Genomic DNA, 19,923 nt, shown 5'->3' on the forward strand with positions numbered 1-19,923 from the left:
TAAGTGATATGCAAGAAATAAGATAAGAAAGTTAGGTGAGAAGAAAGCCTTGGCCACTTGGTTAAGATAGTTGATTGCTTGGTTTCCGGCTACGCTTTCAGCTACGCCGAGACACGGGCTAGTTAAAACTTCAGCGGATACGGTCGCTTCTTGCTTAGGAAGGGTAAGGTAAAAACGGTACAAGCGCGAAGCAAGTAAAACAAGTTCAAAGAAGGAGGTAATCGCCATAGGAATAAAGATACTATGCAGGTCAATTGAGCCTCGTATAAAATATGATGACCATACAACAGTCAAGTAGGTAACAATCGTACCGATTTCTAAAATGGTGATCGATTTATTCAAGAAAGAAAGTTGTGCTAAAATTTCTAAAGATTTTTTTAAACTTTCAGTAATAAATATACAAGCTAAAAAGGGTAGAAGGCTGCGGGGTACATTTCTTAGAAAAAAATCGACTATCTTAACGTCAGAAGCAAAAAGACCAACAATGGAAATACAAGCAACAACGAGCAGCGTGATCATAACTCTTAATGCGTACTGTTTAACTAAGGATTTGAATTGGGCCTGACTAGAGCTGTACTCCTGGTAAAAAGAAAACAGGGAGTAGTCAAAACCAAAGTTTGTTAAACTGATAAGAAGGTAGATGGATGAAAAAATCGTTCCGGATATCCCAAAGAGTTCTTTGCTTATGACATAAAACAAACAGGCTTGATGTGTTTGTAATAAAAATTTGTACAAAAATACATTAATCGTATTCCATTTGATAGCTTGTAAAAATTGTGAATGCATGATTTAACCCCTTTATAAAACTTAAGAAAATTTATTCTATCATAAAAGTTTCCAGCTCCTATGTTTTGTAAGGTAAAACAAAAAGAATTCCGATGGTTACGCGCTAATCCTTGAAGCTGGCCTTGATCTCTTTTAAAAGGTTTAATAATCGTATATGATGGATAAGTCAAAAACAAGGATAACGCTTTTGACGGCGAAGTAGGTTTCTTCTAGGAAAGGAGAGCTTATGTTCTTAGTCGATGAAAAAGTTGTGTATCCTGGCTACGGAGTAGCATTAATTTCTAAATTAGTCAGAAGGCTCATTTCTGGTAAACAAACAAGTTTTTATGAACTAAAGTTTTTCAATAAAGATATGGCAGTTCTTGTCCCTGAAGATCGCATTGAAGCTGTCGGTATCAGAAGACTAAGCACTGAACAAGATCTCAATTCTATGTTCAAGTTACTAGCTGAACCAATTAAGAAAAGTAGCGATGAGCTAGGAATCAATAATTGGAACAGACGTAATAAAAAATATCAACTAAGTTTACGATCAGGAGATTTGCTAAAGCTGTGTCATATTTATCGAGATTTACAATTAATTTCTCATACAAAAGAACTTTCTTTTGGCGAGCGGAATTTAAAATCAAAAATCGAACTGCTGTTAATTGAAGAAATTGCTGTGGTAAAAAATATTGATAAAGATAAAGCCTCAAAGTATTTGCAAAAATCTTTCCTGTTAGCTCAAAAAACATCTGGCGATGAAAAGTCTTTCAACGAAAAATCTTTCAACGAAAAATCTTCAAGCACTGATAAAATTGAACAAGAAGAAATATCTGAGTTTCCGAAAAGATCTAAAATTGTCTCAAAGATTACTTCACGTGAGCAAAGCGCAAACCTTGGCTAATTTAACAAAATATATAGAATATGAATTGATGAGAGAGCTACAGGGCTCTCTCTCTTTTTTACATGGAACAGGACATAAAGTTTCGATTGAAAATATTAAGACGTAAATTATTCCCTAACCGTCGTTCGTCCCGAGTGTTCTGCTAAAGCAGAATGTATCGAGGGATATTGATTAAGATATTTTTTATCCCTCGATACAATTTCTTCAAAATCACTCGGGACGAACGACAGTGGTGGTTAATGTCGAATTCGGCTTAAGTTTCATTTCTGATTAAAGTTAAATAAATGGATAAATACATGAAGCGATATGTTGTTTTAATTTCTGGGGCTACCGCGACCGGCAAGTCGGGACTAGCTTTGCAGCTAGCTCAAAAGATTTCAGGTGAAATCATTAACGCAGACATTGGGTCTTTTTACAGCCCACTGACTATCGGTACAGCAAAGCCAGATTTTGCAAAAGAGACGATACCGCATCATTTCTTTAATATTTTGGACCAACCGGAGAATTTTACCGTAGTTCAATTCCGTGAGCGATTGAAAATATTGCTGCAAGAAATTTGGGACCGAGGAAACGTCCCTGTCATTGTTGGAGGCTCTGCGTTTTATATCAAATCATTTTTTTACAAGCAGCACGATATTGAAGGTGCAGATGTTTGGGTGCAAGAACTTGAAAAATCACTTGTACCGTCAAATGAGCTATGGTTGCAATTGCAAGCAACAGACCCTGAGCGAGCAAGTCAGATTAACGAGGCTGACCGTTATCGAATTATACGGGCACTAGCAATCTTTAAAGCAACTGGTCAAAAGCCATCATTATTCAAGCAAGAGTTTGAACCTCTTGCTCCTTTTTACTTTGTGGTGTGCACGCGTGACAGAGCTAAGCTGTATAAAAGAATTAACGAGCGAGTACTGGAAATGATGGATAGTGGTTGGAGACAAGAAGTGGAAAGTTTGCGAGGTACTGAGTGGGAACCATTCCTGCGCAAGAAAAAATTAATTGGTTATGACGATCTGCTAGAAAATAATAATAATGACATGGTCATTGATGAGATATTTGATGTCATTGCGCAAAAAACAAGAAACTATGCAAAGCGGCAAATAATCTTTTTAAATAAACTACAAAAAGAATTGCAGCAAGCTACTTCTTCTAGCGATCTGATCGGTCGAGTCGAAGAGATTAACTTGACTTTATATGATGTTGGTTTATATATAAATGGGTTGTCAGAGCAAATTTTAAAAACATTTTGTTGAGTTATAACCATGTCAGATGAAAACGGAATTTACATTTCAAAAAAGCAAGCAAGCGTTTCTGCTGCAGTCTTTATCGTTTTAGGATTACTTATTTTTATCGGTGGATACTTCTGGGGCAAGCAAAGTGTTATCGATGGATTTTCACAAAAAGCTACTCAAGAATCATTTAACGATCAAGTCGATTACTTACTGACCATGCAGTCATTTGCAGAAAAAAATGGTGGAATTGGAGCTACTGAAGAAGAATTAGCAACAAGACCAACAGCTACATCTTCAACGAAAGTTGTATCAACGAAGGTTGAGCCAACGAGAGTTGAACCAACGAGAGTTGCGTTGGCTACTGATGAACTCGAAGTCCCTGAGGTGCTTAAAAATTTGTCAGAAGCTGCATTAACTAAAAAATCATCTACATCTAAAGTTGAACAATCAAAGATGGAGCCGTCTAGGGTAGAGAGCAAACAAAATTACTATGCTACGCTCGTTGGATTTGGTAAACGAGCATCCGCAGTTCAATTTCAGAATCGATTAAAAAAACATAATATTAATGTTGAGATCCAACAAAAAACCAGCAAGTCTGCTTCTGGTAAAGTTACAAGAACTTGGTTTCAAGTCGTAACTAAATCTTATGACAGCAAGCAAGAGTTACAAAATCATATCGATAAGATTGTAAACTTAGAAAAAATCAAACGTAGCGATATAAAAATAGTTTAAAAATAGAGTACATAAACAAGAAGGAAGACTAATGATAAGCTTGATGCGCAAGATGATTAACAACAACGTATATAAAATATTTCTCTGGATCTTTCTTTTCATGATGGCCCTAGGAAGTGGCATTTCACTTTTTGATTTTCGTGGATCGCAAGATTGGGTTATTAAAGTTTACAGTGAAAAAATAACAAAGCCTCAATTTCAAATGAAGCTTAAGCAAGCATCACAGCAACAAGAAATGCTGCGCCAACGAGGTTATGTATTCACAAAGCAAGATGTACAGAAGCAAACAGTTGAAAGCACTGTGGGTGGACTTTTGGTTGAGAATCTTAAAAATGAAATTTCACTGCGTGCCCCTAAATCACACATTAATTCAGAAGTGAAAAAACAAATTCAACAATTTCCATCATATCTCTTAAAAGAAGATGGGCAGTTGAACGAAGATGTATTTAATCAAGTTGCAGCTCCTTACAATGTAGAAGATTTTGTGTCGCAAGTAGAAACGGATGTAAAAAACAAACTGCTTTTTGCAATTATTGATGCAAGTGCTTATGTACCTGAATTTGAAATGGCGTTGCAATACACAACTGATTTTGCAAACAAATCTTATTCTTACGTCGTTCTGCCATACCAAAAATATCTTGCATCTGCAAAATCAAAACAACCTTCACAGGAAACGCTTCAAAACTTTTACAAAAAAGTTGGCGTAGCTGAAAAATTTAAAACATTAGAAAAACGTGCTGGTGTTATGTGGACCTTTGATGTTTCAAACTACAGTGCAAATATTTCTGACTCTGACGCAAAACAATTCTACGACAAGCACAAAGCTGCAAGATATCTAATTGCTCCTGCAGAAATGCAAATTAGATCGCTTCTGGTTAAAATTGAAGCTGGTAAAGAAGCTGACGCTAAATCAAAAATAGAAGGAATACGAGAAGAAGCTGAAAAAGATCCATCTCAATTTGAAGGAATGGTTCGTAAGCTCTCTGATGATAAATCAGCTGCTCGTGGCGGACTTTCAGGGTTCTTTAAAAAAGATGACACAAAAATGAACAAAATGGTTGTAGAAACTGCGTTCGAATTTCTTGCTCAAGATGGTCAGATCTCTGCTCCGATCAAAACAGAACAAGGATATGAATTGATACAACGTGTGGCTCGAAACGCAGCAAAATACAAAGAATTTAATTCTGTTCAATCAGAAATCAAAAAAGAGTTAAGCCTTGAGCGCTTTAAAAAACGATTCTCTCAAGATGCTTCACGAGTGGTTACCGGTGCAAAGTATCATCCTGAAGCGTTGGTAAAATTTGTTGATCGTTATAAAGGTACAAAAGCTGAATTGCCAATGGATGTTCGTAAGTCGGGCATTGAATATACGAACCTGTTTACAACTGAGCAAGGACGATCTGTAACGTTCTTTGATAAAGATAAAGGCGTTGTTTTAACGTGTACTAAGATAGAAAAAAGCTTCTTGCCTGAGCTCTCAGACGTGCAAAGCAAAGTTTTAAGCATGTATTATGAACAAAAAGCTTTTGATATGATGAAAGAAGATTTGGCATTGGCCCTTAAAGACGCTAAACAAGCGACTCTTGAAGAAGTGGCAAAAAAACATGGTACTTCTGTTCAAGTAGCAACATTCACCCATAAAGACGGAAAAGCTGAACAGGGCGCTATTTTGAAAGAACCTGAAGTACAAGCAAGGCTCAAAGGAATGCAGCACGTTGGAGCTCTTGTAGGCGTTGAAACCAAAACTGATGGAATACTTTTAAGGCTGGATAAAGTTGCATCATTGAGCAATGAGCTGTTTAAGGATCAAAAAGGCCATCTGGGCAAGACTATGCTCTATGCTAAAATATACCAAAACAAAGAGGGTTTTATTGCATCTTTGTATAGAACTGCTAATATTAATAATAAGATAGATATCAAAGTAGAACTCTCTAGCATTACAAAAGAAGTATAAAGCATGAAAGAAAAAGTCACTCCAAAGGGTTTTGAACTCGACAATAATAGCTCCAAGAAAAAAGCTCTCGAGGTAACGTTTTCTTTGATTGAAAAGCAGTACGGAAAAGGTTCTGTGATGCTTTTGGGTGAGCAGCCGATTAAAGGTATTACGGCAATATCATCAGGCTCTCTACAGATAGATGCGATTATGGGTGTCGGCGGATATCCAGTAGGAAGAATTATAGAGGTTTTCGGACCTGAGTCTTCTGGAAAAACGACTTTGGCACTACATGCAATCGCACAAGCTCAAAAACAAGGTGGAATTTGCGCCTTCATTGATGCTGAACATGCTCTTGATCCTACTTACGCCGCTAAAATAGGCGTAAATGTTGCAGACTTGATCATTTCGCAACCTGATTGCGGTGAGCAAGCTCTCGACATTGCAGAGATGCTGATTCGTTCAGGAGCAATTGACATAGTTGTGATCGATTCTGTTGCGGCCTTAGTGCCTCGCGCAGAACTTGAAGGTGATATGGGCGATACTCATGTTGGGTTGCAAGCTCGTTTAATGTCACAAGCCTTAAGAAAGCTTGCTGCAATCGTTCATAAGTCTGACACGATTCTTCTCTTTATTAACCAAGTGCGTCAAACTATTAGTGGGATGGCTTTTGGACCTAAAGAAACGACAAGTGGCGGTAAAGCATTGAAATTTTACGCATCGGTACGTTTGGACGTTAGAAGAATTGCCTCTTTGAAAAAAGATGAAGTTCATTTTGGAAATCGTGTTGCTATTAAAGCTGTTAAAAATAAAGTTGCGGCACCGTTTAAATCAACAGAAATAGATTTGTTGTTTAACGTTGGGATTAGCGCAGAGCTTGATTTACTTGATGCTGCTTTGCATGCTAATGTGGTTACAAAGCATGGTGCATGGTTGGCGTTTGATGGTAAAAACTTTGCTCAAGGACGCGATCAGGCGTATCAAATTTTGAAAGAAAATACAGCTTTTATGGAAACTGTAAAAGCAAAAGTAAAAGAAGCTATGGCTAGTGTTTAACTATAGGGTTTAGAAAAACATTGAAGAATAAAACAGAGACTCATTTAATTAACGAACAAATTCGAGCATTTAAGATGCGAGTGATATCGGAAACGGGAGAGAACCTTGGAGTTTTGTCTCGCGATACTGCGATGGAACTTGCAAGAAAAAGTAACTTAGACCTTGTTCTTCTTTCTGACAAAGACGAGATTCCTCTCGTTAAGATTATGGATTTTGGCAAAAATTTATATGCTAAAAAGAAAAAAATGTCAGAAGGTAAGAAAAAGCAAAAAGTCATCAAGATTAAAGAAATCAAGATGAAGCCGAAAATTGGAATCCATGATTATCAAACCAAGATGAATCAAGGTGTTGGCTTTTTAAACGATGGCCACAAATTGAAAATCACGTTGGTTTTTCGTGGTAGAGAAGTAGAAGCAAAAAGAGTTGTTGGGACGGAGTTTTTTGCACGAGTTGACCAATCATTTGCTGATCAAGATTTAATTGATCTAGCGTGTGAAAAGGATGCTATTGCAGGACCATATTGGTCAAGAATCTATTCTCTGAAAACAAAAAAATAAAACAATAAGGTTTAATTGTTATGCCAAAAATGAAAACGCATTCAGCGACAAAAAAAAGATTTAAAAAACTTAAAAGTAAAATTAAGTTTTCTCATGCTGGCAAACGCCATTTGCTAAGCAAAAAAAGCGCTAAACGCAAAAGACATCTAAGACAAGAATCGACGCTTTGCACGGCTGATGCTAATCGCATAGCTCGCCTTCTGCCAAATTCATAAAGTATAGGGGTTATTATGTCAAGAATTAAATCTGGTAAAGTTACAAGACAACGTCACAAACGTTTACTAAAACAAACTAAAGGTTTTTTCGGTCAAAGAAAAAACATTTTTAGACGAGCAAAAGAAACTTTAATGCGAGCTTTAGCTTATGCATTTAAAGGTCGCAAGTTGAAAAAACGTAACATGCGTGCTCTTTTCATTACTCGTATCAATGCTGCTGTAAGACCTCATGGTTTTTCATACAGTGCCTTTATCCCAGCTTTGAAAAAAGCTAATATTCAGCTAAACAGAAAAATGCTAAGTCAGCTTGCAATTTTTGAACCAACTGTGTTTCAAAAAGTTGTAGAAACTGCACGAGGCTAAGCACTCTTTTTGCTTTTTTAATATGACACTTGACGAACGTTGTGGATTGATATTACAGTTTGTTTGCAATGCAAGATTTGTGTTTGTTTATTAAAGGAGATTGTTATGGAAGCCGTACAGTCAAAAAGCAAAGAAGTTCAAGCAAGAAGCAAAGAAATGCCAGCAGCTAAGCATGGTTTAAATTTGACCACGCTGGAAGAAAAAGTCATTCAGCTTATTGAAATAATGAAAATGCTCAAAGAAGAGAATCTTTCATTAAAAGATAAGAACAAAGATCTTCAAGGACAATTAAAGGCCTTAGAAGGATCTTTGGTTTCTGAAACAAGAGACTTGGAAGAATTAAGCCAAGAAAAAATGATGACTAAAATGGTTGTTGATAACTTGTTGCTATTAATTGAAACGCAAGAGCAGTAATGAGCAAAGAATTGAAAAAATACAAAGCTCGAATCTTTGGCGAATCATATTCGATAGTCAGTGACGAAGAAGATGAATTTGTTCTAGAAGTTGTGCGCAGAGTTGATAGCGTGATGAAAGAAATTTCAGCACAAAACAAAATGGTAATTGATACAAAAAAAATTGCCGTGCTTGCCGCATTAAAAGCAACTGAAGAACTCTTGGCTATGGAACAAATAGTCAAAAAGGAACGAATTCAGTCCGACAAGATTATGACGCTTTTAAGTGAAGAAGAATTTTCTTTTTGAAACGATTGTAAGCTAGACGTTAATAACGATTAGTTTACAATTATGTGCAAAAAAATGAGCCTTGGGGTGCCTTAGCATTTCAAGGTTTATTTTTTGAAAAGTGTATCTACTGGATGCACGATGAACAGAGAGGAATACATGCTCTCTTTTTGGGGTTTATGGTATGCTACGCCATAAATATATTTGATAGTTTTAAGCTTAAAGAAATTTTAAAGGAATTTTAAATGACAGAAGTAATATTTTTTATAACCGGAATTGGAGCGATTGTTTCCGGTATTATGCTTTTATTTTACGCTCAAAGAAAAATATTTCAGGCGCAATCTTTACTCGTACAGTCAAAAGAGCGTATTGAATCAGCTCGTCAGAGCATTGAACATGAAAAAAGAGATTCTTATCTAAAAATTAAAGATGAGTTATACAAAAAAAGAAAAGAATTTGATGTTGAGCTTAAGCGTGATCGTGTTGATCTTGATCAAAAGCTTCAGCAAATCAATTTAAAATATGAAGCATTGGGAAAAAAAGAACAACGTCTTGATGATATTCGTTACGAATTACAACAAAAAGAACGTGATGTTTTAAAAATGAACGATCTTGTTCGTGTCAACGAAGCAAAATTAAAAACATTGTACGATGATCTTATTGCAAAATTAGAACAACTAAGTGGCATGAGCCGTGAAAAAGCAAAAGAAACATTGTTGAAAACATTAGAAGCTGAAGTTACACATAGCGCTGAAAAATGGGTTCAAAAAGTTGAAAAAGAAGCTCAGGATATAGCAAAACAAAAAGCTGCAGAGATTACCGTTACAGCTATGCAACGTTATACCGCTGACAGTATTGCTGCCCTTACCTCAGGAAGTGTTCTTCTTCCAAGCGATGATATGAAAGGTCGTATCATTGGTAAAGAGGGACGAAATATTAAGTCACTAGAAATGGCAACCGGAATGGAATTTGTCATTGATGATAGTTCTGAAATGATTACAATTTCTGGATTTAATCCAATTCGACGAGAAATCGCAAAACGAAGCTTAGAGAAATTAGTACAAGATGGCAGAATTAATCCAACAAGGATTGAAGAAACCGTTGCGAAATGTGAGCAAGAGCTTGATGAACTTATTCAAGAATATGGTAAAAAAACAGTTTTAGAATTTAATCTTCAGGGTGTTCATCCTGAAATTGTCACTCTCTTAGGAAAGCTTTATTTCAGAACAAGCTATTCACAAAACGTTTTACAGCATAGTAAAGAAGTTGGACTTTTTGCACGTATGATCGCTGAAGAGCTTGGCCTTGATGGCAACATAGCTTTCAGAGCAGGACTTTTGCATGATATTGGAAAAGCTGTTACTGCAGAAGTTGAAGGTGCTCACGCAATCATTGGTGCAGACATTGCCAAACGTTGTGGCGAAGCTGAAGAAGTGGTAAACGCTATTGCGGCCCATCATGAAGAAGTTCCTTTCGCTAGTATTTATGCTCCAATTATAGTTATTGCTGATACTATTTCAGCTGCTAGACCAGGTGCTCGACGAGAAACATTTGCTGCATACATTAAAAAGTTAGAAAAACTGGAAGAAATTGCTTATTCATTTGATGGTGTCAAAAAAGCATATGCTCTTCAAGCAGGACGAGAAATTAGAATTATCATTGAGGAAGACGCTTTAAGTGATGATGATGCGAAATCTCTTGCAAGAGAAGTGGCAAAAGTGATTGAACTGGAGATGAACTTTCCAGGCCAAATTAAAGTAAATGTAATCCGTGAAAAACGCGCTATTGAATACGCAAGGTAATATTTTATGAAATCGACCATACGGGTTTTAATTATTGGTGACATTGTTGGTGTTGTAGGTCGTATGATGCTACAAAAACATTTAAGCTCGCTTAAAGAAAAGTATTCCATTGATGCAACCATTGTAAATGGTGAAAACAGTAACAACAATGGGCGAGGAATTACCTCACGCATAGCTAATTCTTTAAAGCATATGGGTGTTGATGTTATAACCACAGGAAATCACGTTTGGGATCAAAGTGATATTTTTGAGTACATGCGCAGCAATACCAATGTTATCAGACCAGCTAACTTTCCATCTGAGTGCCCTGGCACAGGTGTAACTACTTTTAAATGCCAAGGTGTGGAAATTGCTGTTGTAAATATACAAGGTCGAGTTTTCATGAGAGAAGATTTAGACTGTCCGTTTAAAGCGGTTGACACAATTCTTTCTTATTTAAAACATAAAACCAATATTATCATTGTTGATATGCATGCTGAAGCAACAGCTGAAAAAATATGTTTTGCTTATTATCTTGATGGACGTGTGAGCTGTGTTGTTGGAACTCATACTCATGTTCCTACTGCTGATGAGCGAGTCTTACCAAAAGGTACGGCTTACGTTACTGATTTAGGCATGGGTGGCTCACTTAACTCATCAATTGGAATGAAAGCAGCTCCAATGATTGAGCGATTTAAAACACAAATGCCAAGTCGGTTTTTGGTAGAAACTGAGCCGCCAGTTATTATGACTGGTGTCTGGGTTGAAATTGATACCAAAACTGGAAAGGCAATTCAAATTCAACGTATAAAGGTTATTGATGAAGAGTTAAGAGCAGATGAATAATTAATCTGATAGGACGATATGATACAGATAATTGGTCTTTATTCATTGTATGCAGTTGTCTTTATTTTTGGCAAACAAGCCTTACTCTACTGTCAGCCAATTTTTTTAACAGGCGCTCGCATGGTTACTGCGGGCGTTTGTACGTATGGCCTGTACCGGATGTGGTTTACTTCTCTTAAGTGGTCTTCCATAAGCTGGAAAGATTGGTGGTATATATTTTTACTTGCAGTTTTTAACGTCTATTTGACAAATGCTAACGAAGCCTGGAGTCTGCAACATTTATCCTCGGCTAAAGTAGCGTTTATGTATAACTTAAGCCCATTTTTTGCGCTCTTTTTTTCTCATCGTATGTTTGGTGATTCCATCACCTGGAAAAAAATATTGGGTATGATTATATCGTGTATTGCTATTACACCACTTTTGATTACAGATACTGCTGCTGATGTAGTTGATACTACATACAAAATAGGTTTTATTTCAGTTGCTGAAATAGTAATGATTGTAGCTGCTGCTGCAACAGCGTATGGTTGGGTTATCATGAAATATTTAATGGATCGACCGTCTAAAAGTTTTAATTCATATTTTTTAAACGGTGTGAGTTTAACTCTTGGTGGTTTGTTTTGTTTTATTCAGGCATTTTCTTTTGAAACGCGACCATTTGTGACAGAAGGTCATGTGACCGATTTTATGTGGTCTATGATGATTATGATGCTACTTCAAAACATTATAGCTTATAATTTTAATGCTTATTTACTGACGGCGTATAGTGCTACGCTCGTGATTTTATTTTCTTTTGTTATGCCGATTGTTACAGCTCTTTTGGGATACTTTTTCCTTAATGAAACGCTTACGATTCAATTTTTCTTATGCTCTATCGGCGTAGCTTTTGGATTGTTTGTATTCTACCAAGAAGAATTGTACGAAGACGAGCACACTGAAGATAGAGCTGAGTAGATATGATTTTAATATTTTTACTCTATGCACTTCTCGCTTTAACATTTACCATTGGCAAAATGCTGCTTTTTTATGTGCCGCCTATTTTTTTAATAGCGTTGCGTATGTGCATTGCGGGTGTTTTACTTTTAGGGATGAATCATTTTATTTCAGGACCGGCAAAAATTAAGAAGTTTTCCGATCGTTCGATCGCTGATCGTTCGATCGCTGATCGTTCGATCGCTGACCTTTGGATCTTTGTCTTGTTATCGCTGATTCACGTACTGATTCCCTACACGACTGAATTTATAGCTCTTCAAAGTGTTGCGCCATCATGCGCAGCACTCATGTTTAATTTGTCTCCATTCTTCTCTGCTCTTTTTTCATATATCTATTTTGATGAAAAAATGACGAAGAAAAAATGGCTCGGATTTGCCATAGGCATGGGCGGTATTGTTTTCTTTTTAGAGCCTGCTGCATTTAGTTTTACCTGTTGGCATATCAATGGCACTGCCTACATTCTTTTATTTATCGCGGTTGTATCAAGTGCATTGGGTTGGATTTATGTCAGAATGCTCGTTAAAGATAAAGGATACTCACCTTTGTTTGTAAACGGATGCGCAATGCTACTTGGTGGGATTCAAGCAATACCTGTATCATTGTATTTTGAAGGTAGCGTCTCTTTGCCATGGGACAACTTAAAACCATTCTTGCTGCTGCTTGCTGCCATCATTCTTTTGGCAAATGTTATTTTTTATAACCTCTATGGTTATTTACTTAAACATTACAGTGCAACACTTCTTTCTTTTATCGGTTTTGTCACACCGGTATTTGCAGCACTTTTTGATTGGATGCTTCTAGGAGTTGGCGTAAGTTATGGCTTTTTCATAGCGATAGCAATTCTTGGATTTGGCATCTATATCTTTTACCAAGAAGAATTACGTCAAGGCTACGTGCAGTAAAGCATCACAGCTCATTACAGCTTTGTATATTTATCGTGTCGACCTTTAGATTTTTCTATCGGATATTTCTGTTTTATCTTCTCAACTTTTTGCAGGAATGCTGCGGTTACGTCAATGTTTGATACTGTGCAGAACTGTAGAATTGAAAATAAAACATCTCCAACTTCATCTTCGATTTCTTGACGATTTTTATCGATTTCTTCAAAAGAAGCTTTCGACGTGATCCATAAAAATTTTTCTAAAAGTTCGTTGGCTTCAACAGAAAGATTCATGCTTAAGTCTTTTGGAGTATGGAATTGGTTCCAATCGCGCTCGTCAACAAGCTCTTTAGCGATATTTTTGAGGTCTTTAATGGTTGTTTTTTGATCGTTCATATAATAATTAATTCCAATTTTATTTTAAAAGATAGTTATTTTAGCAATGGTTTATTCATGATCATTATAAGATATCGTGGAGTATGATGCACTGCTATTGGATGAATTGCTGCTACTGCTGGATGATGCGTTGTGCTCAATTGAAGAAAGATAAGAAAAATCTGCGCTGTCTTGAGTTAAGACATCTTGGTCTAAAACTTCAGTTGGGGTCAGACTTCTTGAAATTCTATTGTTTCCGTTCGTGTTTTCTTCTTCTCGATCTCTGCGAGCACCAAATATTTGCGGAAAAATGTATCTAAAAGCATTTTCTCGCACAAGAGGGAATGGAACATCTTGGTTTCTTATCATATTTGCAGACTGTCTTTTTCGTAAAATTCTTTCTCTAGTTCTTAAAATACGTATGAATCGACGTTGTTCTTTTTGTATATCAGTTAAGATTAAAAATCGTTTATTCTTTTTTTGATGGTCTAATGTTTTAAATAAAGATTCGATAATTCGTTCATGAATCCTTTTTTCATGGTTAGTAAAAGTATCTGCTCTAAAAATAGGTTCAATTAAGAAGCTCATAATTACTTGGTTTGATAAAGAAATATTATATGTTTCATCCTCTTGATTATCAGAATTAGTAGGAAAATAGAAAGTCATTTCATCAAATGCTTCTTGTTGAAAGTTGCTTGAAAGCAGAGGTGTTGCTATGAAAGATAAGATAAAAATTATAAGTTTCATATTTAGTTTAGTAATGGTTACAGTATATTTTATGGTGTATAAAAGTTTACACATCTCATATCTTTTTACTACGTATTAATCAATGGTTGAGGAAATAAAAATATGAATAAAAAAATTATATTCGTGGTTGTATTAGGATTTTCATCTTTTCATTGCCTAGGTTCAGAAAGTCCTGATTGTTTTGCTAGTGTAGATTGTTTGGATGATTATGAAGAATTACCACCTAGCAAGAGTAACGATAAGAGTTTTTATCCTATTCCAGAAATGCCTGAACAAAAAAGTTTATTTGATCCCGGACAATCGTATAGATCGGCTATTCAAGAAGCTGGGAGTTATGTTTTTCCTGATTTATGTGATATTGTAAGAGGCTTTGTAGAATATAAAGATGATGACGTGTTAGAGATTGCAAGAGAAGTTAGTAAAAATCTAACAACATCATTAGGGGCTTTAGTAGATTATCGTGCGATGCAAGGTGACAGCATGAAATCCGTTGCTCAGCTCATTCAAGCTGGTAAATTAGGGGCGGCTGTACAGTACTTTAATGCACTGCAAAAGCAAGAAGCAAAAGCAGTTGAAGAAAAAATCCCTACAGAGTCATATGAGCAAAAAGCTTATAAAGAAATAAAGATGATTCTTGGACAATTACGTGAGCATGATGATTCAATTCAACGTATATTATGGGAGATTCAAGCAAAAAAAATAAAAATAAATAAAGAACTTTTAACGAATTTATTTTTAATTATTGGAGCTTTAGATACAGAAATATTTGGAAAAGTAACAGATGAAAGTTCTGGATCTGGATTTTGGATTGATTTATTAAATGAGACTCAAACAGTACTGGCAACAATGCATCAAAGCAATGTCATATTTACTGATAGAGTATCTCAAGAAAAAACTTCTTTTGATGCTATAGCAGGTCAAATACATAAGAGCGTTGTAAGTCTTGAAATCCTCATGAAACAAAACGCTGGTAGTTTGGCAACTGCTCAACATGCTCTTGATAAACAAGTTGCCAGAAAGTAGTTACGTTTTGGTGCTTTAGTTTTTTACATATTTGACCAGTTTGGGTATACTTTAACCTATGACTATATAAGACTTTTATATGAAATAGTTTCGTGAGTTACGCTCAAGAATTACAAAGGATTTTAAATGAACAAGTTGCCTGATATTAAAACAAATTTTCCAGAATGGTATCAAGAAGTTATTTACGCAGCAAAACTTGCTGATCATGCTCCTGTACGTGGCTGTATTGTAATTCGTCCTTATGGAAACGCAATTTGGGAAAATATTAAAAAAATTCTTGATGATCGTATAAAAGAAACTGGTCATGAAAATGCTTTATTTCCTCTTTTTATTCCGCAATCATTTTTTGCTAAAGAAGCTGAGCACGTTGAAGGATTTGCTCCAGAGCTTGCAATCGTAACACATGCTGGTGGCAAAGAACTTGATGAACCGTTGGTAGTTCGCCCAACATCAGAAACTATGATTCATCATATGTTTGCAAAATGGATAGTTTCATGGCGTGATCTTCCTTTAAAAATTAATCAATGGGCTAATGTAGTTCGTTGGGAAAAACGCCCACGAGCATTTTTAAGAACAACAGAATTCTACTGGCAAGAAGGTCATACGGCTCATGCAACTGAGCAGGAAGCTCTTGCTGAAACGCTTATGATGCTTGAAGAGTATGTGAACCTTGCTCAAAATTATTTAGCTATTCCGGTCATTAAAGGCCGTAAAACAAAAAATGAACAGTTTCCAGGAGCGCAGGCAACATATACCTTTGAAGGATTTATGCTTGATGGTAAAGCTTTGCAGATGGGAACATCTCATTTGCTTTCACAAAGTTTTGCGCATGCTTTTGATATGAAATTTCAAGATAAAGATGGTGCTGTTGCGTATCCATATTTGACCAGCTGGGGTACAACGACAAGACTTGTTGGAGCTGTGATTGCAAGTCATGGCGATGAGCGTGGGCTTATTATGCCTCCTAAAATTGCTCCTATCCAAGTAGTCATTGTTCCAATTTTAAGAAAAGAAACAAAAGACACCGTTGTCGATTACGTTAAAAGTTTGCAAGCACAACTGAAAGCTGCAGGTATCTCTGTCAAAGTTGACCTTGATGAACATACCAGCCCAGGTGCTAAATTCTACGAGTGGGAGCTTAAAGGTGTTCCACTACGTTTAGAAGTTGGACCGCGCGATATGGACGCTGGTGTCATTGTTGCAACGTCACGACTCGGTAAAGAAAAAGAAACAGTGCAAGCAGCAGAAATAGTTTCATGGACTGCGGCAAAACTGGAAAGTATTCAAAATGAACTTTTCAAACGTGCCCAAGATCGCTATGCGAGCATGTGGCATAAGGCCGATAAGCTTTCAGACTTTATAAAAGACCTTGAAGAACATAATGGAATTTACCAAGTTGGTTGGTGCCAAAACGTTGATTGTGAGTTGCAATTGAAAGAACACGCAGCTTCAATTCGTTGCATGATTGAATCTAAAGAACTTAAAAACTGTTTTGCTTGCGGTAAAGAGTCGCTTGGTGATGTTATTGTTGGAAAAGCTTACTAAGGAAATAATTTGAGGAATTTATTTCAAAAGTTTTTGCATTATTTAATGACTGAACGGTGTGTGGCAAATAATACAGTTGAGGCATACAAACGTGATATTGATCAGTTTTTAACGTTTGTAGAAAAAGAAAGCTTGATACAAACGGTTCAAGAGCTTACCAATCAGCACGTAAAAGATTTTTTAAAGTTTTTGCGGCACAATGAAAACGTTGGGCCAAAAAGTGCTTCGCGAAAACTTTCCGCGCTTAAAACTTTTGCAAATTATTTATCAAAATATCATGATTTGGTGCCGTTTACGCAAGGCGTTCAGTTTCCACAGCTTCCCAAACGTTTACCAAAAAATTTAACCCAAGACCAAATAAAGTCTTTGCTCCTGGCTGCAGACGAGTATAAAACGGTAGCTGGCCAGCGTAACAAAGTGATGCTGTGCTTGTTGTATGCGTGTGGTTTTCGAGTCAGCGAACTTGTAGCCCTTAAAACTTCAGATATTAACTTTGAAGATCGATGTTTGCAGGTATCGGGCAAAGGTGGTAAAGAACGAGTAGTGCCGTTGCCAGATGAAATAATTATATTGTTGCACTCATATCTAAATCAGATTCACTCTCGGTTGCTGGGAGTTGGAGGACAAGATAAGCAAACTGACTATCTATTCCCTGTTCTTTACGGTGGCAAGATAGATCATATGTCGCGTCAGACATTTTGGAAAAGTTTAAAAGAAATAGCTGCTAAGTCTGGGTTGATGGGTTCGATTTCGCCGCATGTGCTACGTCATTCACTTGCGACTCATTTACTGAAACGTGGTGCTAACTTGCGTGCTATTCAAGCTCTTCTTGGTCATTCAAGAATTAATACTGTGCAAATTTACACTCATCTTGAAATGACTCATCTTCGAGAGTTATATGATAAATATCATCCAAGGGCATAAGATTAAACTCATTATTCTTGGATTAATTGTCTGTAGCCTGGATAGCTTTGCAAGTCAGGATGCATTTTTGAAAAAAATAATGAAAGAAATTGAGCAAGAAAAAAGAGACGAAGCTAGGCTTGCAAAAAGAATTCATGCAGAAGTGGCTGGTATCGTTGCGCAGATAAAAAAAGAGGTTAAGGAAGAATTCGAAGAAAAAAGAAAAAGAAAAATTGAGCAAAAAGTAGAGGATGCAAGATTAGCTGCTTTAGCTCAAGTGGCACGAGAAAAGGCTTACGCAAGGACGCAAGCAAGGTTACAAGCAACAACCGTAACTTGCCGTGATATGGAAACAATAAGAGCGTGGGTACAAAGACATACAAAAAATAAAAAATAGATGAATGGCTTTACAATGCCTGTTATACTATAAAGTATAAAAAATAATCTTAAAAATCCTTGGAGAATTCATGATTCAGAGAAATACATTACTTTTGATTGGTTTAAGCGTGTTCAGTCTTAACATTATTGCAAGTGAAACAGATTTTTTAGTAACTGATACACTGAACTATTTGAGCCACTTGAGTGTTGAAACAAATTTGCGAGAAACTAATCCATCTCTAGCACTTGAAATCGCTTCAGTTCAAGCGGTAGTAAAAATACAATCTCGCAATCAATTATCAAGAGAAATAATTAATCAAAAAATAGAACAAGCTCGCTTTAAAAATGATCACGACGCTAACTCTTTAGCTAAATTTTACGTTAAAAGAACAGCAGCTATTAAAACTCTACAAGCAGCAATTGATGAAGCAGAGGCTGAACAGAGCAGGTCAGAAATAGCTATAGCAATAGAAATAGCTAAAAAACAATCATTAAATTTTTTATAAAGAATTAAGGTGTTAGCGGAGAGTTCATGGTGCAAAGAAATACATTGTTTTTGGTTAGCTTAAGTATAATTAGCCTTAATGCTGTTGCAAGTGAAGTTAGCGATACAAATTCAAGAACTCAAAAAATATTTGATATGATAAAAAGAATACAAAATCGTGATCAAGCAGCAAGAGAAGCAATTAATCAAAAAGTAGAACGAGCACGAACTGCAGATACGGAAAAAGATATAAAATTTATATCAACTATTAATGATTGGATCGATGAAACTGTTAAAGCAAATTCAAGAATATAGAGCTTCTAAAGACATTTAATTGAGAAAAAATCTTGTTTTTGTATAATGAACAAGTGATCAATACCGAAATATGCAAGAAAGGTTTCCATGAGCAATTCTTTTATAATTAGTCAAAAAGATTTTTTGGCGACTCTTTTTTTTATGCAACCAATTTGCACAAAAAGACAAAGATTTCTTCAACGTCTTGCATTTTGTTTCATGTATCAAATAAAGAGCTTATTTTAAAAGCAACAGATTTGGAAATCAGCTTGCAATACAGCTGTCAACTTCTAGAAAGTTCTGTAGAAAACGTTCAATTTTTAGTTCCTGGAAAAAAAATCTTTGACGTGGTTAAAGAAATGGCTGGTGATATCGAATGTATTTTTGATGATAATCAGTTAACGTTAAAGGCTGAAAAGAAAATTAACATTTCATTTAATATCAAACGAGCTGAAGAGTTTCCGCCGTTGCCAGAGCGCATTGAAAATCTTATGCAGCTTGATTCTTTGTTTTTATCAAACATGCTGGGAAAAGTATCGTTTTTGATTCCTCAAAATAACGCAACACCATCGCTTAATGGCCTGTTTTTAGAAATATCTTCTAAAGATTTTAAGCTAACAACGACTGATGGACATTGTTTGGCTCAGGTGACATCAGAGAAATACGTTTTAGATAAAGAAAGAAAATGGTTATTGCCACGGCGAGCTATTTTTGAACTTAAAAAAATTCTTGAAAATTCTAATGCACCATCAATCTTTTTAGGCATGTGCGATAATCAATTGGTCTTTTCTGGTGATCGCTTTAATTTCTTCACCAAGTTACTGGCTGATGAGTTTCCAAAATATGAATCGATTTTACAGCATGATTCTTTTACTCCAGCAACTATGAACAAGTCTGATTTGGTTAAAACATTACGCCGATCTGCTTGCTTACTGTCTGGTCAATTTTTAGCAACTAATTTTATGTTTTCTAAAAATAATTTAAAAGTTTCACTGAAGAATTCAGAAATTGGAAATTTGGATGAAATGCTCCCAATCGATAATTTTACATCTGAAAATTTAGAAATGCGTTTTTATTCGCCATATCTTTTGCAGGGATTGCAGTCATTTGACAATGAACAGATTACTTGTTTCTTGAAAAGCAATACGCGTCCAATTATTTTCAAAGCAATAGATGACAGTTGTCATTTAATGTATTTAGTGATGCCTGTTTCTGCAAACAATCCATAAAAGAGAATTCA

At 35.9% G+C, this 19,923-nt stretch carries 24 protein-coding genes; 21 read left to right on the top strand and 3 right to left on the bottom strand.

Going from position 1 to position 19,923, the window contains the following annotated elements; translation table 11 throughout:
• On the bottom strand, positions 1-786 hold a 786-nt coding region (locus tag WC747_03255), incomplete at its 3' end, for a hypothetical protein (GenBank protein ID MFA5999006.1).
• A gap of 226 nt (positions 787-1,012) precedes the next feature.
• Here WC747_03255 and WC747_03260 point away from each other — a divergent pair.
• The 14 genes from WC747_03260 (at position 1,013) to WC747_03325 (ending at position 12,956) form a co-directional block, all read left to right on the top strand.
• Positions 1,013-1,669, top strand: coding sequence for a CarD family transcriptional regulator (locus tag WC747_03260; GenBank protein MFA5999007.1), 657 nt, complete (start codon positions 1,013-1,015; stop codon positions 1,667-1,669).
• Positions 1,670-1,965: 296 nt separating this feature from the next.
• Entirely contained in the window at positions 1,966-2,919 is a 954-nt protein-coding gene (miaA, locus tag WC747_03265) for a tRNA (adenosine(37)-N6)-dimethylallyltransferase MiaA (GenBank protein MFA5999008.1), read from the top strand.
• 9 nt (positions 2,920-2,928) lie between these two features.
• Positions 2,929-3,630 (top strand): hypothetical protein, encoded by a 702-nt coding sequence (locus WC747_03270; protein ID MFA5999009.1) that lies wholly within the window; start codon positions 2,929-2,931, stop codon positions 3,628-3,630.
• Between the two features lie 31 nt (positions 3,631-3,661).
• The gene (locus WC747_03275; protein ID MFA5999010.1) at positions 3,662-5,584 is read left to right on the top strand and encodes a peptidylprolyl isomerase; all 1,923 of its coding nucleotides are present in this window, start codon (positions 3,662-3,664) and stop codon (positions 5,582-5,584) included.
• 3 nt (positions 5,585-5,587) lie between these two features.
• Positions 5,588-6,619 (top strand): recombinase RecA, encoded by a 1,032-nt coding sequence (recA, locus tag WC747_03280; protein ID MFA5999011.1) that lies wholly within the window; start codon positions 5,588-5,590, stop codon positions 6,617-6,619.
• 20 nt (positions 6,620-6,639) lie between these two features.
• Complete coding sequence (gene infC, locus WC747_03285) at positions 6,640-7,176, top strand: translation initiation factor IF-3 (protein MFA5999012.1); 537 nt, start codon at positions 6,640-6,642, stop codon at positions 7,174-7,176.
• Positions 7,177-7,196: 20 nt separating this feature from the next.
• The gene (rpmI, locus tag WC747_03290; GenBank protein MFA5999013.1) at positions 7,197-7,391 is read left to right on the top strand and encodes a 50S ribosomal protein L35; all 195 of its coding nucleotides are present in this window, start codon (positions 7,197-7,199) and stop codon (positions 7,389-7,391) included.
• Positions 7,392-7,406: 15 nt separating this feature from the next.
• On the top strand, positions 7,407-7,754 hold the full coding sequence (rplT, locus tag WC747_03295) for a 50S ribosomal protein L20 (GenBank protein ID MFA5999014.1): 348 nt from the start codon (positions 7,407-7,409) through the stop codon (positions 7,752-7,754).
• Between the two features lie 105 nt (positions 7,755-7,859).
• Positions 7,860-8,168, top strand: coding sequence for a hypothetical protein (locus WC747_03300; GenBank protein ID MFA5999015.1), 309 nt, complete (start codon positions 7,860-7,862; stop codon positions 8,166-8,168).
• A complete protein-coding gene (locus tag WC747_03305) occupies positions 8,168-8,455 on the top strand; it encodes a cell division protein ZapA (protein MFA5999016.1) in 288 nt (95 codons plus the stop codon). The genes WC747_03300 and WC747_03305 overlap by 1 nt, the downstream gene beginning before the upstream one ends.
• Before the next feature lie 224 nt (positions 8,456-8,679).
• Positions 8,680-10,236 carry a ribonuclease Y gene (gene rny, locus WC747_03310; protein ID MFA5999017.1) on the top strand — a complete coding sequence of 519 codons (1,557 nt, stop codon included), beginning with the start codon at positions 8,680-8,682 and terminating at the stop codon, positions 10,234-10,236.
• Between the two features lie 6 nt (positions 10,237-10,242).
• On the top strand, positions 10,243-11,061 hold the full coding sequence (locus tag WC747_03315; protein MFA5999018.1) for a TIGR00282 family metallophosphoesterase: 819 nt from the start codon (positions 10,243-10,245) through the stop codon (positions 11,059-11,061).
• Between the two features lie 18 nt (positions 11,062-11,079).
• Complete coding sequence (locus tag WC747_03320; GenBank protein MFA5999019.1) at positions 11,080-12,015, top strand: DMT family transporter; 936 nt, start codon at positions 11,080-11,082, stop codon at positions 12,013-12,015.
• Positions 12,016-12,017: 2 nt separating this feature from the next.
• Entirely contained in the window at positions 12,018-12,956 is a 939-nt protein-coding gene (locus WC747_03325) for a DMT family transporter (GenBank protein ID MFA5999020.1), read from the top strand.
• Between the two features lie 14 nt (positions 12,957-12,970).
• On the opposite strand, the gene WC747_03330 is transcribed toward WC747_03325, so the two are convergent.
• Together WC747_03330 and WC747_03335 are read right to left on the bottom strand one after the other, a co-directional pair.
• The gene (locus WC747_03330; protein MFA5999021.1) at positions 12,971-13,330 is read right to left on the bottom strand and encodes a nucleotide pyrophosphohydrolase; all 360 of its coding nucleotides are present in this window, start codon (positions 13,328-13,330) and stop codon (positions 12,971-12,973) included.
• A gap of 51 nt (positions 13,331-13,381) precedes the next feature.
• Entirely contained in the window at positions 13,382-14,056 is a 675-nt protein-coding gene (locus tag WC747_03335; protein MFA5999022.1) for a hypothetical protein, read from the bottom strand.
• Positions 14,057-14,158: 102 nt separating this feature from the next.
• Here WC747_03335 and WC747_03340 point away from each other — a divergent pair, with 102 nt between their 5' ends.
• The 7 genes from WC747_03340 (at position 14,159) to dnaN (ending at position 19,912) form a co-directional block, all read left to right on the top strand.
• Positions 14,159-15,079, top strand: a complete 921-nt coding sequence (locus tag WC747_03340) for a hypothetical protein (GenBank protein ID MFA5999023.1) — start codon at positions 14,159-14,161, stop codon at positions 15,077-15,079.
• Between the two features lie 126 nt (positions 15,080-15,205).
• The gene (gene proS, locus WC747_03345) at positions 15,206-16,624 is read left to right on the top strand and encodes a proline--tRNA ligase (protein ID MFA5999024.1); all 1,419 of its coding nucleotides are present in this window, start codon (positions 15,206-15,208) and stop codon (positions 16,622-16,624) included.
• 9 nt (positions 16,625-16,633) lie between these two features.
• Positions 16,634-17,548 carry a site-specific tyrosine recombinase/integron integrase gene (gene xerA / locus WC747_03350; GenBank protein ID MFA5999025.1) on the top strand — a complete coding sequence of 305 codons (915 nt, stop codon included), beginning with the start codon at positions 16,634-16,636 and terminating at the stop codon, positions 17,546-17,548.
• Entirely contained in the window at positions 17,523-17,924 is a 402-nt protein-coding gene (locus WC747_03355; protein ID MFA5999026.1) for a hypothetical protein, read from the top strand. Before xerA ends, WC747_03355 begins: the two co-directional genes overlap by 26 nt.
• A gap of 70 nt (positions 17,925-17,994) precedes the next feature.
• Positions 17,995-18,411, top strand: a complete 417-nt coding sequence (locus tag WC747_03360; GenBank protein ID MFA5999027.1) for a hypothetical protein — start codon at positions 17,995-17,997, stop codon at positions 18,409-18,411.
• A gap of 26 nt (positions 18,412-18,437) precedes the next feature.
• Positions 18,438-18,704, top strand: coding sequence for a hypothetical protein (locus tag WC747_03365; GenBank protein ID MFA5999028.1), 267 nt, complete (start codon positions 18,438-18,440; stop codon positions 18,702-18,704).
• 152 nt (positions 18,705-18,856) lie between these two features.
• A complete protein-coding gene (dnaN, locus tag WC747_03370) occupies positions 18,857-19,912 on the top strand; it encodes a DNA polymerase III subunit beta (protein MFA5999029.1) in 1,056 nt (351 codons plus the stop codon).
• The last annotated feature ends 11 nt before the right edge of the window (positions 19,913-19,923 follow it).

This window comes from Candidatus Babeliales bacterium, from assembly GCA_041660205.1.
Lineage (GTDB): Bacteria > Babelota > Babeliae > Babelales > Chromulinivoraceae > JACPFN01.